The organism is Sphingobacterium sp. GVS05A, assembly GCF_019969845.1.
Lineage (GTDB): Bacteria > Bacteroidota > Bacteroidia > Sphingobacteriales > Sphingobacteriaceae > Sphingobacterium.
Genome location: NZ_JAHXYR010000006.1, coordinates 253,516 through 268,987 on the forward strand (window position 1 = coordinate 253,516; position 15,472 = coordinate 268,987).

A 15,472-nucleotide genomic window follows, 5' to 3' on the forward strand; every position below is an offset into this window, starting at 1 on the left:
TATAGCACAAAATAAGTTGCCACAATAATGCGTTAATAATGCAAATACTTTTCATAAAATAGGTTAATATATGGCTAAGACCCTAGAGTTCCCCGCTCTAGGGCTTTTTTATGACCTGCTTTATGCCATCTATTCGGGATTATGAAAGTTTCCACAAGCAGGGCAGTCTGCAGTTTGATGTTCTTCAAATTTTGAAAGGCCATTTGGAATTGTTATTGACTTGGTTGGGAAAGAAAACAATATTTATGAAATAGATAGTGGGACAATATAATGTTTCTTGAAAGTGATTTTGTCACATAAATGTTACTAAATTTAGTGCTGCGTATACTATTGTTTTTTTTCAAACGTTAATTATTTGGTAATGCTTAACGTTTTAATGTAAATGTTTTCATTAAAATATTTTTTATTAATCGTTATCGATAGTTAGTAGGTGATGTAAACTTAAAGTCTTGATATGAAATTTATTGCTAACCAGTGTAACCTTAAAGGACCGTATTATGTTCTATCCTTATTTTTTTTGTGCAGCATTTTAATTTTTCCTGGCATTGTAGTCGCTCAGCAAAAGACGGTCACTGGTAACGTGATTGACGCGACCACAAAGTCGCCTTTATTTGGAGTCACCGTAAAGCTCAGCGACGCAAAAAATGTTACAGTGAGCACGGATAAAAGGGGGGGCTTTGTATTGGACGATGTAGCAATAGGGCAATCCATTACTTTTTCATTTGTGGGCTATTCGAGTCAGACGATAAAAACAGATTCACGTGCAAGCTATACGATCGCACTCGTTGCTGTTTCCAATCTGATGGAAGAGACTGTTGTGGTAGGATATGGGCGTCAGAAAAAACGAAACCTCACAGGATCTATTGTTTCCGTAGGTGCTTCAGAAATTGCCAAAACAACATTGCAGGATCCCATTTCAATTTTACAGGGGCGGGCAGCGGGGGTGCAGGTTTCGTCCAATTCTGGAGCGCCTGGTGGGGAGATGAGCATACGTGTTCGGGGGAGCTCCTCATTGAACTCGGGTAACAATCCCCTTTTTGTTGTAGACGGTATTCCACTGGAATCCAATTCCATTTCTTCTTTAAACGGTACTGAAAATTCTGGGCTGAATCCGATGACGGATATCAATCCGAACGATATCGCTTCGATTGAGATTCTTAAAGATGCTGCGTCTACCGCTATTTATGGTTCTAGAGCTGCCAATGGAGTCGTGATGATTACGACGAAACGAGGTGCTGAAGGTAGGCCCGAAGTGATATTAAATGCAACCGCGGGAGTGAGCGCCCTGACCCGCAAACTAAGTGTTTTGAACGCAAGACAATATCGAGAAGCAGTTTTGGATTCCTATCGTGGTATGGCCAAACCCGAGGAACCATTCTATACAATTATAGATTCGCTCAACCCCATGAACAGTGGTGACGTGGACTGGCAGGATGAGTTGATGCGTTCAGCAAAGCAATATAAGTTGGATCTCTCTGTACGAGGAGGGAATCAAGGGACGAAATATGCCTGGAGTTCATCTTATTTGGATCAGGATGGTGTGATATTGAATTCTAATTACAAGCGATTTACTTCCCGATTGAACGTCGACTTTACGATTTCGGATCGGATCAGGATAGGCCAGAGTATTTCCTATACAAATGCAGTGAATAACAGGACAAATGCCGCGGGCTCAGGGAATCTGAGTATTATCCGGAGTCTATTGATACGGCCACCTATTATGTCGATGTATCTACCAAATGGATCGCTGAATGGTTATATGATCGGACAGCGGAATCCCGTTGGGATGGCTTTGTTTGCAACCAATCTGAACAAGAGCAATCGCATCGTTGGAAGCCAATACCTGGAAATTGATCTTTATAAAGATCTTAAATTCCGAAGCAATGTAAACCTGGATTATATTTCAATGAAAGAAGATGAATTTATGCCATCCATATTGGATTACCGCGAGGGGTATAATAAGGGTGCTGTACGATCTTCTGGAAATCTTACCTGGGGTAATGAAAGTTATTTTACCTATGCAAAAAGTGTAGCTAATGCACACAATATTGGGGCGGTACTGGGAATAAGTTTTCAGAAATGGCGTTATGACCGGACAGGTCTCGATGGAGAATATTTTCCAAGTGATGATATCCGTACATTGAATGGTGCATCTATCATTTCAAACCAAGGTGTAAATATCGCTTCCGAACATGCCATGCTTTCTTATTTCGGTCGGGTAACCTATGACTATCTCGGGAAATATTTGCTGGAATTCAACCTTCGTACGGACGGTTCTTCCCGTTTTGGGCGTAACCGACGGTTTGGATTTTTTCCCTCTGCGTCAGCGGGCTGGCGTTTTGTCGAAGAAAAAGGGATCAAGAATTTGGGTTGGCTTAGCGATGGTAAGCTTCGTTTTAGCCTTGGAAGTACCGGAAACGAGGCTATCGGTGATTATGCAGCGAGAGGAGAGTTTACTTTAGGAACGAATTATCTGGATTTTTCGGGAGCGGCGCCCACCGTGATGCCCAACCCGAGCCTCACTTGGGAAACAACGCGTCAATATAACCTTGGTCTAGAGCTTGGCTTTTTAAAAAACAGAATCCTGTTTTCTACGGATGCTTACTTGAAGAAAACGAAAGATCTACTTTATAACGTGCCTATTCCCGGAACCACAGGATTTGAATTTATTACACAAAATATAGGGTCAATTGAGAATCGAGGATTGGAGTTTAGCGTACAGACCCGTAATCTGGAGGGAGCTTTTAGCTGGAACACAAATATAAACGTCAGCTTAAATAGAAATAAAGTTACGTCGTTGCCTAAGAATCTTCTGACTGGCGGTCATATTCAAAATGGGGCTTTCCATATTCTAAGGGAAGGCCTGCCTATCGGTGTATTTTATGGTTGGCGTTATCTTGGTGTGTATGCGCGAGATGAAGACAATACAAGCGGGTTAACAAATGGTGCGAATGGACCTGTATTTGCCGGTGGTGACCCCATTTGGAAGGATGTGAACAATGATAATATTATCGATCAAAATGACCGTGAGATTATTGGTTATGCTGAACCGAAGTATTTCGGCGGGATCTCCAATGATTTTAGCTATAAGAATTTTCATTTGAATGTGTTCTTTCAATATTCGGTGGGTAATCAGATTTATAGTGAGTTGAATCATCAGCGCAATTCAATTGTTCGTTATAATAATCTATCTACTGATGCTCTTAACCGGTGGCGGGAACAGGGAGATCAAACAGATTTTCCCCGATTGATTCGGGATGATCCAAAACAGTCTGATAGTCGGGTGCAAAGCAGGTGGGTCGAAGATGGTTCTTATCTGAAATTAAAAAACATCAATTTGAGGTATTCTTTTGATCCCGCTTGGAGCAAACGTATCGGTTTGCGTAAGCTCGATGCTTTTGTTACGGCTACAAATCTGATTACCTGGACAAAGTATACCGGTTTTGATCCCGATGTTAATTCCTATTCTGGTCTTCGTGTAGGATTGGATGAGGGCTCTTATCCGCAGAGCCGCACATTTATGTTTGGTTTAATCCTTGGTCTTTAATAAATCATGATGAAAAAATTGTTAAAATATACATTTTGTTCTCTTCTATTTTTATCCGTCAGCGGCTGTTCGAACTCGTTGCTGGATAAGGAGCCTATTAGCAATGTCTCTGGAGAGGGGTATTATAAAAAGCCCAGTGATGCGCAGGCTGGTGTCAATGGCATCTATAATGGTTTGCAATCTCTTTTTCGTCAGAATTTTGCTTACTGGGGAGAGGGGCGGGCTGATAATATTGTGACCCGCCATGCCGGTGATCCTGCTGCGCTACAACAGAACACGCTGACTCCCGTTATCAATTCGGCACGCTGGGATAATTTTTATACTGTTATATCCCGTGCGAACTATGCGATCAAATATATTCCACAGGCATTTGGAACGGAAGATAGCGAACTTAAAAGGCAATTACTTGGGCAGGCCCATGCTTTAAGGGCACTGGCTTATTTTTACTTGGTTCGAATATGGGGGCAGGTGCCTTTGGTTACGGAACCCTATGAGGGATTGGATCAGGACCTGTTTGTTAAGAAGAACACTGAGGCGGAGGTATTGGCTAATGTGGAAGCAGATTTAATCTTAGCAACAGAGAATTGTGCGACAAATTATTCGGGTGCCAGAAACCGTGTACTGATTACCAAAGGGGCGGCTTATGCTTTTCTGACCCAGCTCTATATGTGGCAAAAAAAGTATGCACAAGCGATAGAAATGGCTGAAAAAATAATCGCGGACCCGCAATATGCCTTGGTGCCAATTGAGGATTGGAATAACATCTTTGTAAAAGGAAGCAGTACCGAAAGTATTTTTGAGGTCGGATACAATGAAGTGCAACCCAATAACCTCCGTGTGTGGTATGCCAATGGATCGGATAGTGATTATGTACCCAGTGCGGGTTTTATAGCGTCAATCGAACCTGACGATCTTCGCAAACCTCGTATTTACGATGTGTCCCAAGTTCAGCCCCGTAAGATATGGAAGTTTTTTGGGCAAGGATTTAATGACGAGAGTCCAGAACCGTCCTCAGGCAATATTGTATTAACGCGATTGGCTGATATCCTTCTGCTTAAGGCTGAAGCACATGCCAATTTAAATCAGCCTGTTGAAGCATTGGACCTACTGAACCGTATCCGTACTCGTGCGGGACTTCCAGTTTTGGATCAAAATAAGGCGCAAAGCCAATTCGGAAGTTTAGTTGGCAGTATTTTGCATGAACGATCTGTAGAGCTTTGTTTTGAAGGACACCGTTGGTTTGATCTCTTGCGAAATGAAACTGCTATTTCGACAATGAAACCGATCAATGGTCTCTCCGATAAACGAAATTTGCTATGGCCAGTACATGAAGGTGAACTTCTTAAAAATCCAAATTTGCAACAAAATGAATTTTATAGATAATCTTATGAAGAAGGTAAAATATATCGTTATTTTTTTTCTAAGTAGTTTTGGTACACTGTCATTGTTTTCTAGTTGCGAAATACAGGAAAGCTTCGAATATGACTACGCGGAAGACAATAGTAAACTGAATATGTCGGCATGGACATATATTCAAGGGAAGGATTCATTGTCCTTACTAAAACAAGCTATCTTGCAATGTAAGGATGAAGCATTGTATGAACGTACAGAAAAAGCGACTTTTATTCTGCCCACCAATCAAGCTTTTACAGCATATCTAAAAGAAAATAAATACGAAAATATTGCCGCTATTCCAGTACCGATAGTGAAGGATATTTTGCGTTATCATATTGTAAAGGCGGTAGTGAATTTTAGCGATCCTGCCTTGGCTCCGAGTAACAAGCCAATTGCTTATACGACTGAAAAAGGTCAAACGATGTACTTGTCCCATACCAGTACCTATGTGGGGCTGATCAATGAAGGGACCAACAACCAATGGCAAATCCGCACATCTAATTTAGTTCCGGATAATGGTGTCATCCATGTCGTTGATCACATTGTATTTTTATCCGAGAAGGCGAAATAGGTATATTGATGATCTGTTTTCTGAACAATGTCTTGTGTATAAAGTATAAGGAAAAAATGGAAATACGAACAGCTTATAAAGTGCTATGGCGATAATGGATACAATTGAAAAATGATGGCTCAATAAACATTATCTTCAGTTTATTGTTTTGTTTTAAACTAAACTAAACAATAAGCCAGTAAATTATGGTTGATTATACGCTGAACCGAAGAAACTTCATTCTGGGTGCAAGTGCTTTTGTTACTTTATCCGCTTTAGAAGCGAAAGGATTATCCTTTGAACGTCTATCTAAAAATATCAAGGTCGGACTGATCGGGGCTGGTTGGTATGGAAAAAGCGATCTATTTAGGCTGATGCAGGTTTGCGATGTCGATGTGGTTGCGATTTGCGATGTCGATAGCCGTCATTTGCAGGAGGCGGGGCGATTGGTCGGAGAACGCCAACGCTCGGGGCAGATTCCAAAGCTCTACAAAGATTACCGGAAAATGCTTGCGGATCATCAATTCGATCTCATTCTAATCGGTACGCCTGATCATTGGCATGCGCGGCAGGCCATAGATGCGATACGTTCGGGAGCGCATGTCTATTTGCAAAAACCTGTTAGTGTTGATGTGCTGGAGGGCGAAGCAATACTCCGATATGCACGAAAATATAATAAAAAAGTACAGGTAGGAACACAACGGCGGAGTACAGCACATCTGATTGATGCAAAAAAGCAGATTATAGACCAAGGTTTACTCGGTAAGATATCGCACGTGGAAATGTGCTGCTACTATCATATGAGGAAGAACGGTAATCCGGCACTGGAGCCTGTTCCTGACTTTCTTGATTATGAACTATGGACTGGACCGGCTCCTTTACGTCCTTACGACGGTTTACCTCATGGCGGTTGGTGGCGAACTTTTATGGAATATGGGAATGGGATCACAGGTGATATGGGTATGCATATGTTTGATACTGTTCGTTGGCTGTTACAACTCAAATGGCCAAAGAAAATTAGTGCAACAGGGGGAATCTATGTGCAAAAGGAGGGAAAGTCGACTATTGCAGATACACAAACAGCAGTATTTGAATATGATGAGCTTAATTGTATATGGCAACATCGCACTTGGGGCAATCCTGTGGATCCCGAATATCCTTGGGCGTTTATTATTTATGGAGATAAAGGAACGCTAAAAGGAAGTGTGATGAAATATGAATTTACTCCAATAGGTAAAGGTACTCCCATTAAAAAAGACGTGGTTTATGAAAAAGATAAATTTCCTGCTGATCTGGAAGAACCTAAAATTGAATTGCACACAGCTCCTGCCACACGACAACATCTATTGGATCTATTATCTGCAATAGAACATGATCGATTGCCTGTAGCTGATATCGAAGAGGGATATATATCGACAGCCTGTTGTATACTTGCCAATATTTCTATGCAATTAAATAGACCATTGAAATACGATCCATTGAAAAAAATATGTACCGATGATCCCGAAGCAACCAAGTTATTAAAAAGACCTTATCGAATGCCCTGGCAACATCCTTATCTGTCCTAATATAAATTATAATCATGGTTTAGTATATCGTTTTCATCTGATCCTTATTAACCACTTAGATTTATGCACTAGAAATTGGGAGAATCAAATATTGGTGAAATACCACCGAAAATTTAATCCCGTAGCGTTTAATGTTTAATCTGTAATTTATCTCATGGCTTTTTTACGATATTTAACTAAATATTGTAACTATGCTGTTGAAATTTAATAAACTACTTGTGCTGTTATTGACATTATGCGTTAATCTTGTCTGTGCACAACAAAGCGAACAACATATTGACGGGGTATATAAATCTTCGAATGCCGCTTTTGTGATAAACAAAAACAAGACTTTTTTGATAATAGCTTATGGAACATTAATAAAAGGTACATGGAAGATCGAAAATGATCTTATTTATCTACAACCTAAAAATCCTGACGCTCAATTTTATGTCTATGCGCGGAAAAATCCGACTATCAAAAACGGGATGCGTGTTTGTTTCATGGGGGATCGTTTGAGTAGTGCGATTTTGGTCGGAACGTTTCCGGATAAGATGCAGCCACTTTTTAATGAGGATGCGAATTGTAAGGACTTTCCTAGTGTTCATCTGTTTAATGAAAAGATGGATACGATTACCTTATTGGAGCGAGAAAACCAGGACAATGATCGTGGTATTGAAATTCCTAAATTGATGTATCATTTTGCCAGTGGCGATTTTAATGATTTTATTGTGCAACATATGCAAAGTAGCTTGTACCACAATGACTTTATGCTCAAAATAGGCAAAGAAGGGTTATATGCTGTCAGTGATCAGTCGGATACGCCCATTCGCAAATCTACTAAAGAAGAAGAAATTTCTATGCTCGAAGAACTGAAATTTTTAGACCAGTCTTTTGATAGAGCCTTTGATGCTGATTTCAAGTTGGTAAATAATGGTTACAATACCCATGATGATATGGATCAGGAAATAGAGTTAGCAGCTTACAAATATGATACCGACAAAAATCTATATCTCAATCGAGCGATACCTGCAAAAGAACTGGACTATAAAAGCACAGACTACCATTACGATGGCATATTAATGAAGTTTGATCAGATTAAGGGAACATCAGAACCCCAGACAGCTGTAAAAATATTGCACAATCCCTTATTTATTGCGAATTGTGACAACTAATCTAATTGGGAACATTTTTTCTTAAAATATATAGATGATGGCAAGAAATCGTTTTATAGTTTCTCTTATTTTGACACTATGCATGGTACTGGGCTGTCAAGATAAAAAGATTGAAAATTCCAGTTCCAAACAGGTTGAAAATAAGATTGAATTAAACAATGATGAGCCCCCTCGAATTATAGAAGACCAGACGGTTCCAGACACGATAGTATTATCCCACATACATAAACCGAGTACGGTATACTGTGATTTGGACGGAGACAATTTGACGGATACAGTCCAGATTGTACAAAATACAAAAAATGAGAAATATGGCTTAAGATTTATTTATGGGAACAGAAAGATTGAATACTTAGGGATGGGCACTGATATCGTGGGTCAGGGCTTTGATGATATAAATTGGGTGGGTGTTTTTGAAAAGGCGCCCAAAGGGGAAATCTATTGGAACAATGTAAATGATGATGGTGAAATAATCACAGATGAGGAAGTAAATGAAAAAGATAAAATCAAATTGGTAAACGATGGTATTTTCATTCACCAAGCTGAATCTTGTGGTGGAGGTGTTATCTATTTAAACAAGGGAAAATTTGCCTGGATACAGCAGGAATAACGAATGTGCTATATCCTATTTATTTACATCTCAATACAGTTTTTGTTGCACCGCTCGATTTCGTAGATACACTCTCTGCCGGTTCTGAAAGAATATAATCGATTGAAATAACATTTACTTTCGCATTTTGTTTCGGTTCAATTTCCTTGTTTTCCTCTCCCTTCGCTGGTGTGCTATCTCCATAGTAGTAATATTCAAATGTTAAATTCCGATCCGATTTATTCAAGATATAAGTCGCTCTTCCATAGTTAATCTTAAAGCCATCTTTAGTTGTTGGGAACAACACAACCTCTTTTGTGTAATTATTACAATCTGTAATTGTCAGGATAGTTGGTGTAAACCAATTGATCGGAATGGTTAACAGAAGCAGTAACAATATCGCATCATTTTTACTTTCCTCTTTTTTGATAAATCGTGTATATAGGGGTTTGAAAACTATTAAAAGACAAAATATCCCAATAATAATTAAATAAGTATTTAATGATACGATCATAGGTTTTAGATTAGTTTACAACTCAAAATGACTTTGTTGTTTTTATGTTTTTTTAAGTATCTGATTAATTATGCCTGATCAAATGATATCGAATTTCGTGCCAGTTTTGAGCTTTTTAACTTCGATATTTATACGCGGCAGGCTCATTAGCTCAGCTACTTGCATGATATCGCTCCCGAAGAGAAATAGCCCCCAGTCGGAGAAAAATAGCCCACTTATTTAGTAAAGTATGTATCGATTGGACACTTCCTTTTTAAAAAAGAGAAATGCATTGGCTGTATCGTAATATTTTACATGTTTTTACGTGTTTTATACATCCCTGATTTAATTTATATTATTTCTTTTGTTTAAAGATCAATTGTCAGACGACTGTCAGGTGGCCTAACGAAATTTTGCTGCTATTTTCAACTCGTCAAGTACCTAGAAAAGCACATGTGCAGAAAATATGAATTATTTTCCCGCACATCGTAATGCAATTGAAAAACCATGGATTATTGAACTTCGATAGAAATAGAATTATGAGTCTAGAGGACAACGCGATATTGCTCGTACAATTGGCTGAGGGGAATCAAAAGGCATTCGAAAAGCTCTATTATAACTATAGGGCACAGATCTTCGGCCGTATTTTAAAGCAGGTAAGATCGGTGGAGTTTGCGCAGGATATCGTTCAGGACGTATTTGTAAAGGTCTGGCAGAATAGAGCGCAGATTGATGTTTCAAAAAATTTTAAATCCTATCTCTATACAATTGCGCAAAGCACTGTTTACGATTATTTTCGAAAAATTGCTTCGGATCAAGTTAAGAGTGAACAGCTGATGATTCTATCGAAGGGAAAATGTGCAAATGATATTGAAGCGGAGGTCTCTTATAAAGAAATGGAAAAGTACCTCAATGATATCTTGGATATTATTCCCGAACGATGTCGGGAAGTATATGTACTTTGTAAGCTCGAAGGTCGAAGCTATGATGAGGTGTCCAAACTTTTGAATATTTCTACAGCCACCATCAACAATCATATTGTTAAAGCTACGGGTATTATTAAATCGCATTGGAATTGGAACTACTGTTGTTTCATTATGATGCTATTTGCGGAATACCATCCTATATTTCTCAACTAGGATTTGGATCAGTACTTTTTTCTTATGATATTAATTGTGGAATATTAACCTCGATTTTCCACTTAAGAATAGAAATTACTGTTGTTTAATTATATATTATTAGCGGAACACCAGCTTGTATTTCTCAGCTACATCAGCACCATCCTGCTACAAATCATTATACATTAAAAACCCTTGGGCATCTCTGCCACTGCGAGACGTAGGACATATTTGTAGGTATTTTATTTTTTTTTTGATTTGGCATAGTTGATATTTTTTTTGCTTACGTATATAGAGTTAAAGTAAGACCAATTATACTGTGGAACAAACCAAATTAATAAACTTATATAGAAGATATCTTGCTAAACAGTGCACGGATGAAGAAATCCATTTGTTAATGCATTACATGCGTCAAAAGGAGTATGCAAAGCTTTTCAAGGAACTGATCTTGGAAGATTTGCAGCTTGAAGAGGAAACTGAGTTAGATGATCAGGCTAGAATGGCTATTCAGGAGCTTGATGAATATTTTGACCGTGAGTATTTTTATCAGAACCGAAAAAAGAACAATAAGAAACTATTCGCGTGGATATCAATTGCTGCTGCAGCTTCCATAATCTGTGCAATTTCGGTATTATGGTACACACGTGGGGGCGAAGAATCGGGTGGTATAGGAATAGCAGATAACCGAAGTACATTGATAACAAGTAATGGTAAAGAGATAAAACTGGATGGTACCTCCAATGTTGAATTATTGCGGGAAAATGGAACCGTGATTCTACAGGATAGTCTAGGGGATATCCATGTTAAAGTACTGGATAGTCTGCCTAATCTTAAGCCTCAAATCATTTATCAAACAATCCGGACAGCCAAGGGCCGACAATCACGTATTTACCTTACCGATGGTAGCGCTGTGGTTCTAAATTCTGATTCCCAACTTAAATTTCCACTTTTCTATGCTGAAGGTCAACGGGAGGTCGAACTTCAGGGTGAAGGATTTTTTGATGTAGAAACCAATAAGCATAAGCCTTTTATCGTTAAAACACACGATCAACGGATTAAGGTATACGGAACCAAGTTTAATGTCAACAATTATGAAAATGAACAAACGACTAAAACCACTTTGTTTCATGGTAAAGTATCTGTCCAGAATCTGATCGGATCATCACCGCAAAAGGAATATATCCTTAAACCGGGCGAACAGATTGTCCTTGATAAAAAATCCAAAGCTTTGAAACAAGATAAGACTGAAAGCGAGGAGCAGGTATTGGGCTGGAAGAATGGTGTATTTATTTATGAGAATGCAACATTAAAGGAAATTATGAAGGATTTTGTCAGATGGTACAATATTGACGTCGATTTGGAAACCCTTCCTGCACTTACATTTAGCGGAACTATACCAAGAAATTATGAGCTGGACAAAGCACTGAGTGTTATTGCGCGGACAGCAAATATCAAGATTAACCGAACGGGAACTACACTAAAATTTGATAAATAAATGGGGGAAAAAACTTAATCAAAAAAACCGACAGTACTGCCATACCGTCGGCGAACATTAGGGTAATACAAAATTTTCTAAAAACCTAACATCACAAAAGTATGAATTTAAAAGTTCAATACAAGCATTTGTATTGTTTATTACAGCGCCTATTGGGGACTGGAATATGTACTCGCAAGCATCTAATCATAATGAAGCTAACATTTGTAATTACATTTTTATTTTCAATTTCGGCATTTGCGGAGGGCTATGGCCAACGTATCAATCTCGAGCTGAAAAATGCAGCTGTAGAATCTGTGCTGAAAGAGATCAAGAAACAATCGGGGTACGACATGTTCTATAATATAGATCTGATCAGCCCATTAAAAAAGACAAATTTTCGAGTTAAGAATGCCACACTTGATGAGGCGTTGAAGGAAGTTACAGCTAATTTAGGGCTGGAGTATGCGATAGAGGAAAGAATGATTATTATCTCCAAAAGAAAAGAGAGCCGGGCCAATCAGAATTTGATCAAAGGCGTTGTTGCGGGAGAAGGAGATAAAAAACTACAGGGTGTGTCTGTCGTAGAAAAAGGGACAAGCAATGGAACGACAACAGACATTGAGGGAAATTATAGTCTCAAAGTATCGACCCCCAAGGGAATTCTAGTTTTCTCTATCGTGGGTTATGCAAAAAAAGAAGTTCCGTTTGATGGGCTTCAACAGATAGATGTACAATTAACGGAGGATAAGAGCGAATTGGATGAGGTGGTCGTAGTCGCTTATGGCCATCAGAAAAAAGAGAGTATGGTCAGTTCCATTACAACAATCAATCCGAAAGAATTGAAAGGACCGACCAGCAATCTGACAACGATGCTTGCAGGAAGGCTATCTGGGGTCGTTGCCTTTCAACGGAGTGGTGAGCCCGGTGCTGATAATGCACAGTTTTTTATCCGCGGGATTACAACATTTGGTAGTGGGAAGGTAGATCCATTGATTTTGATTGATGGTATGGAATCCACTTCTAACGCGTTAGCCCGATTGCAACCCGATGATATTTCTGGATTCTCGGTTTTAAAAGATGCAGCAGCATCATCGCTTTATGGGGCTAGGGGAGCTAATGGCGTGGTGTTGGTGACGACGAAATCCGGTATCACAGGAAAAACAAAATTCAATTTGAGGGCAGAGAATTCGATTTCATCGAATACACAAAATTTCAAATTGGCGGACAATATCACCTATATGAAGCTGGCGAATGAAGCTGTATTGACTAGAAATGCACTTGAAGACCTACCTTACAGCCAGAATAAGATAGACCGCACAATAGCAGGGGAAAACCCTTTTCTTTACCCTAATAATGACTGGATTGGTTTGTTGATCAAAGATTACACGATTAACCAACGATTTAATATGAATATGAGTGGTGGGGGAAAAAATGCACAGTTTTACATTGCGGGAACCTATAATGTGGATAATGGTGTATTAAAGTCTGACCATGGAAATAAATTCGATAATAATATTAACTTGAAAAGCTATCAGATCCGGTCAAATGTCAATGTTAAACTGACCCCTACAACAGAGGGAATCGTAAGAACTTCGGGAAGCTTTGATGACTATCAAGGGCCAATTGGTGGAGGGGGCAATATCTTTCAGGGAGCAATAGCTGCAAATCCTGTCAATTTTCCGGCTGTTTTTCCAGCATCTGATATGCCTTATGCCGAACATCCATTATTTGGGAATGCCAGAATTAACGGGCAGACGGAAGCGATGTATTTCAATCCGTATGCAGAAATGGTATCAGGATTTCAGCAATCAAATTCATCAACATTAAATGTACAGCTTGAAGTTAAGCAAGATTTTAAATTCCTAACAGAAGGGCTGAGTGCACGATTAATGGCCTATACACAACGCTATTCTTATTTTGATCTGAGTAGGAGATACACTCCTTTTTATTATCGGGCAAATGCAACTAGTACAGAAGGTGACAAATATTCGTTGGAGTTGCTCAATGAGAAAGATGCCACAGAGTATTTGGATTTTAAGCGAGGAGCTAAAGTTGCAAATACAGTTTCTTATCTGGAGGCTGCGGTTAACTACAATCACACCTTCGCCGAAAAACATAGTGTTGGAGGCTTGTTGGTTACCCAGCTACGGAGTTTTGTAACTGGTGATGCAGATAAGCTTCAGACTTCTCTCCCTTATAGAAATCAGGGACTATCGGGTAGATTTACGTATGGTTACGATAACAGATATCTGTTTGAAGCAAATTTTGGACTAAATGGTTCCGAACGTTTTGCGAAGAATCATCGTTATGGCTTCTTCCCTTCAATTGGAGCTGCCTGGAACGCATCGAATGAAGAGTTCTTTAGACCATTAAGACAGACTATAACGAAACTAAAATTTAGAGCAACTTATGGTTTGATCGGTAATGATCAGATTGGTGATCCAAATGATCGTTTCTTTTATTTATCAGATGTGAATCTAAAAGATGGTGGTCACGGATCAGCTTTTGGTACAAATTATATATACAGTAAACCGGGGGTGACAATTTCCAGATATGCAAACGAAGCGATTACCTGGGAACAAGCGTCGACGGTCAACCTAGGGATGGATCTCAGTCTATTTAACAGTGTCAATATCATTTTGGATGCCTACAAGACACGCAGAAATAATATTCTAATGAATCGGTCTTATATTCCTACAACAATGGGATTATCGGCAGACATACGGGCTAATGTGGGCGAGGCTGAGGGAAAAGGTATTGACCTATCCATAGATTACAATAAGAATTTTGGTGATATGTGGATACAGGCTAGAGGAACGTTTACCTATGCAACCAGTAAATTGCTTGTCAATGAGGAACCTAATTACCCATCCAGTTTAGCTTATCTTTCCAAGGTCGGTCGTTCTCTTAGTCAAGGGTACGGGCTGATCGCTGAGCGGCTATTTGTCGATAATGAAGAGGTGAAAAATTCTCCTGTTCAGACTTTCGGTGAGGTCATGGGAGGCGATATTAAATATCGAGATATGAACGGAGATGGAATTATCACATCACAGGACTATGTCCCATTGGGCTTACCTATGGTACCTGAAATTATTTATGGTTTTGGATTGTCAGTAGGCTATAAGAACTTTGATCTTAGTGGATTCTTTCAGGGCTCCGGCCGATCTTCTTTCTGGATCGACCCCGATAAAACCAGTCCTTTTGTTATGAATGGTGCCTATCAACATGGTTTGTTACAAGCCATTGCTGATGATCACTGGTCCGAGGAGAACGGTAATATATATGCGTTTTGGCCTCGCTTAAGCCCGAATCTGAACCATAATAACCTTGAATCTTCTAGCTGGTGGATGCGTAATGGTTCATTTTTACGGTTAAAAACAGTGGAATTGGGCTATAATCTTTCAAGCAAGATGCTTGATAAAATGGGGGTGGGACCAATCAGACTTTATCTAAATGCCAGTAACCTGTTCGTCAAAAGTAGCTTTGATCTCTGGGATCCAGAGATGGGTGGTAATGGTTTAAGATATCCGCTTCAAAAAGTATACAATTTCGGATTAAACGTCCAATTCTAACACAAAAAA

The 15,472-nt window shown here is 39.2% G+C and carries 10 protein-coding genes; 9 read left to right on the top strand and 1 reads right to left on the bottom strand.

The genetic code is table 11. The annotated features are described in order from the left end of the window. Positions 1 to 454 precede the first annotated feature (454 nt). The 6 genes from LC454_RS16580 to LC454_RS16605 all read left to right on the top strand — a co-directional run bounded on the left by LC454_RS16580 (position 455) and on the right by LC454_RS16605 (position 8,824). The gene (locus LC454_RS16580) at positions 455 to 3,547 is read left to right on the top strand and encodes a SusC/RagA family TonB-linked outer membrane protein (protein ID WP_223583589.1); all 3,093 of its coding nucleotides are present in this window, start codon (positions 455 to 457) and stop codon (positions 3,545 to 3,547) included. Between the two features lie 6 nt (positions 3,548 to 3,553). After that, positions 3,554 to 4,930, top strand: coding sequence for a RagB/SusD family nutrient uptake outer membrane protein (locus tag LC454_RS16585; RefSeq protein WP_223583590.1), 1,377 nt, complete (start codon positions 3,554 to 3,556; stop codon positions 4,928 to 4,930). Between the two features lie 4 nt (positions 4,931 to 4,934). Next, complete coding sequence (locus LC454_RS16590; RefSeq protein WP_223583591.1) at positions 4,935 to 5,513, top strand: fasciclin domain-containing protein; 579 nt, start codon at positions 4,935 to 4,937, stop codon at positions 5,511 to 5,513. Between the two features lie 185 nt (positions 5,514 to 5,698). Beyond that, positions 5,699 to 7,060: a Gfo/Idh/MocA family protein gene (locus LC454_RS16595; protein ID WP_223583592.1), complete on the top strand. Its 1,362-nt coding sequence runs from the start codon at positions 5,699 to 5,701 to the stop codon at positions 7,058 to 7,060. Between the two features lie 191 nt (positions 7,061 to 7,251). After that, on the top strand, positions 7,252 to 8,214 hold the full coding sequence (locus LC454_RS16600; protein WP_223583593.1) for a hypothetical protein: 963 nt from the start codon (positions 7,252 to 7,254) through the stop codon (positions 8,212 to 8,214). A 34-nt stretch (positions 8,215 to 8,248) separates the two neighbouring features. Continuing rightward, positions 8,249 to 8,824, top strand: coding sequence for a hypothetical protein (locus LC454_RS16605; RefSeq protein WP_223583594.1), 576 nt, complete (start codon positions 8,249 to 8,251; stop codon positions 8,822 to 8,824). 19 nt (positions 8,825 to 8,843) lie between these two features. Here LC454_RS16605 and LC454_RS16610 read toward each other — a convergent pair whose 3' ends face one another. Continuing rightward, positions 8,844 to 9,317, bottom strand: a complete 474-nt coding sequence (locus tag LC454_RS16610; RefSeq protein ID WP_223583595.1) for a hypothetical protein — start codon at positions 9,315 to 9,317, stop codon at positions 8,844 to 8,846. Between the two features lie 518 nt (positions 9,318 to 9,835). Here LC454_RS16610 and LC454_RS16615 point away from each other — a divergent pair. The 3 genes from LC454_RS16615 to LC454_RS16625 all read left to right on the top strand — a co-directional run bounded on the left by LC454_RS16615 (position 9,836) and on the right by LC454_RS16625 (position 15,463). Next, the gene (locus tag LC454_RS16615; protein ID WP_223583596.1) at positions 9,836 to 10,435 is read left to right on the top strand and encodes an RNA polymerase sigma factor; all 600 of its coding nucleotides are present in this window, start codon (positions 9,836 to 9,838) and stop codon (positions 10,433 to 10,435) included. A 376-nt stretch (positions 10,436 to 10,811) separates the two neighbouring features. Next, a complete protein-coding gene (locus LC454_RS16620) occupies positions 10,812 to 11,909 on the top strand; it encodes a FecR family protein (RefSeq protein ID WP_223583597.1) in 1,098 nt (365 codons plus the stop codon). Positions 11,910 to 12,100: 191 nt separating this feature from the next. Then, positions 12,101 to 15,463: a TonB-dependent receptor gene (locus LC454_RS16625; RefSeq protein WP_223583598.1), complete on the top strand. Its 3,363-nt coding sequence runs from the start codon at positions 12,101 to 12,103 to the stop codon at positions 15,461 to 15,463. The last annotated feature ends 9 nt before the right edge of the window (positions 15,464 to 15,472 follow it).

Coding starts and splice junctions, on each gene's coding strand:
- LC454_RS16590 (WP_223583591.1), top strand. CDS start 4,935: ATGAAGAAGGTAAAATATATCGTTATTTTTTTTCTAAGTAGTTTTGGT.
- LC454_RS16625 (WP_223583598.1), top strand. CDS start 12,101: ATGAAGCTAACATTTGTAATTACATTTTTATTTTCAATTTCGGCATTT.
- LC454_RS16620 (WP_223583597.1), top strand. CDS start 10,812: ATGCATTACATGCGTCAAAAGGAGTATGCAAAGCTTTTCAAGGAACTG.
- LC454_RS16600 (WP_223583593.1), top strand. CDS start 7,252: ATGCTGTTGAAATTTAATAAACTACTTGTGCTGTTATTGACATTATGC.
- LC454_RS16595 (WP_223583592.1), top strand. CDS start 5,699: ATGGTTGATTATACGCTGAACCGAAGAAACTTCATTCTGGGTGCAAGT.
- LC454_RS16615 (WP_223583596.1), top strand. CDS start 9,836: ATGAGTCTAGAGGACAACGCGATATTGCTCGTACAATTGGCTGAGGGG.
- LC454_RS16585 (WP_223583590.1), top strand. CDS start 3,554: ATGATGAAAAAATTGTTAAAATATACATTTTGTTCTCTTCTATTTTTA.
- LC454_RS16605 (WP_223583594.1), top strand. CDS start 8,249: ATGATGGCAAGAAATCGTTTTATAGTTTCTCTTATTTTGACACTATGC.
- LC454_RS16580 (WP_223583589.1), top strand. CDS start 455: ATGAAATTTATTGCTAACCAGTGTAACCTTAAAGGACCGTATTATGTT.
- LC454_RS16610 (WP_223583595.1), bottom strand. CDS start 9,317: ATGATCGTATCATTAAATACTTATTTAATTATTATTGGGATATTTTGT.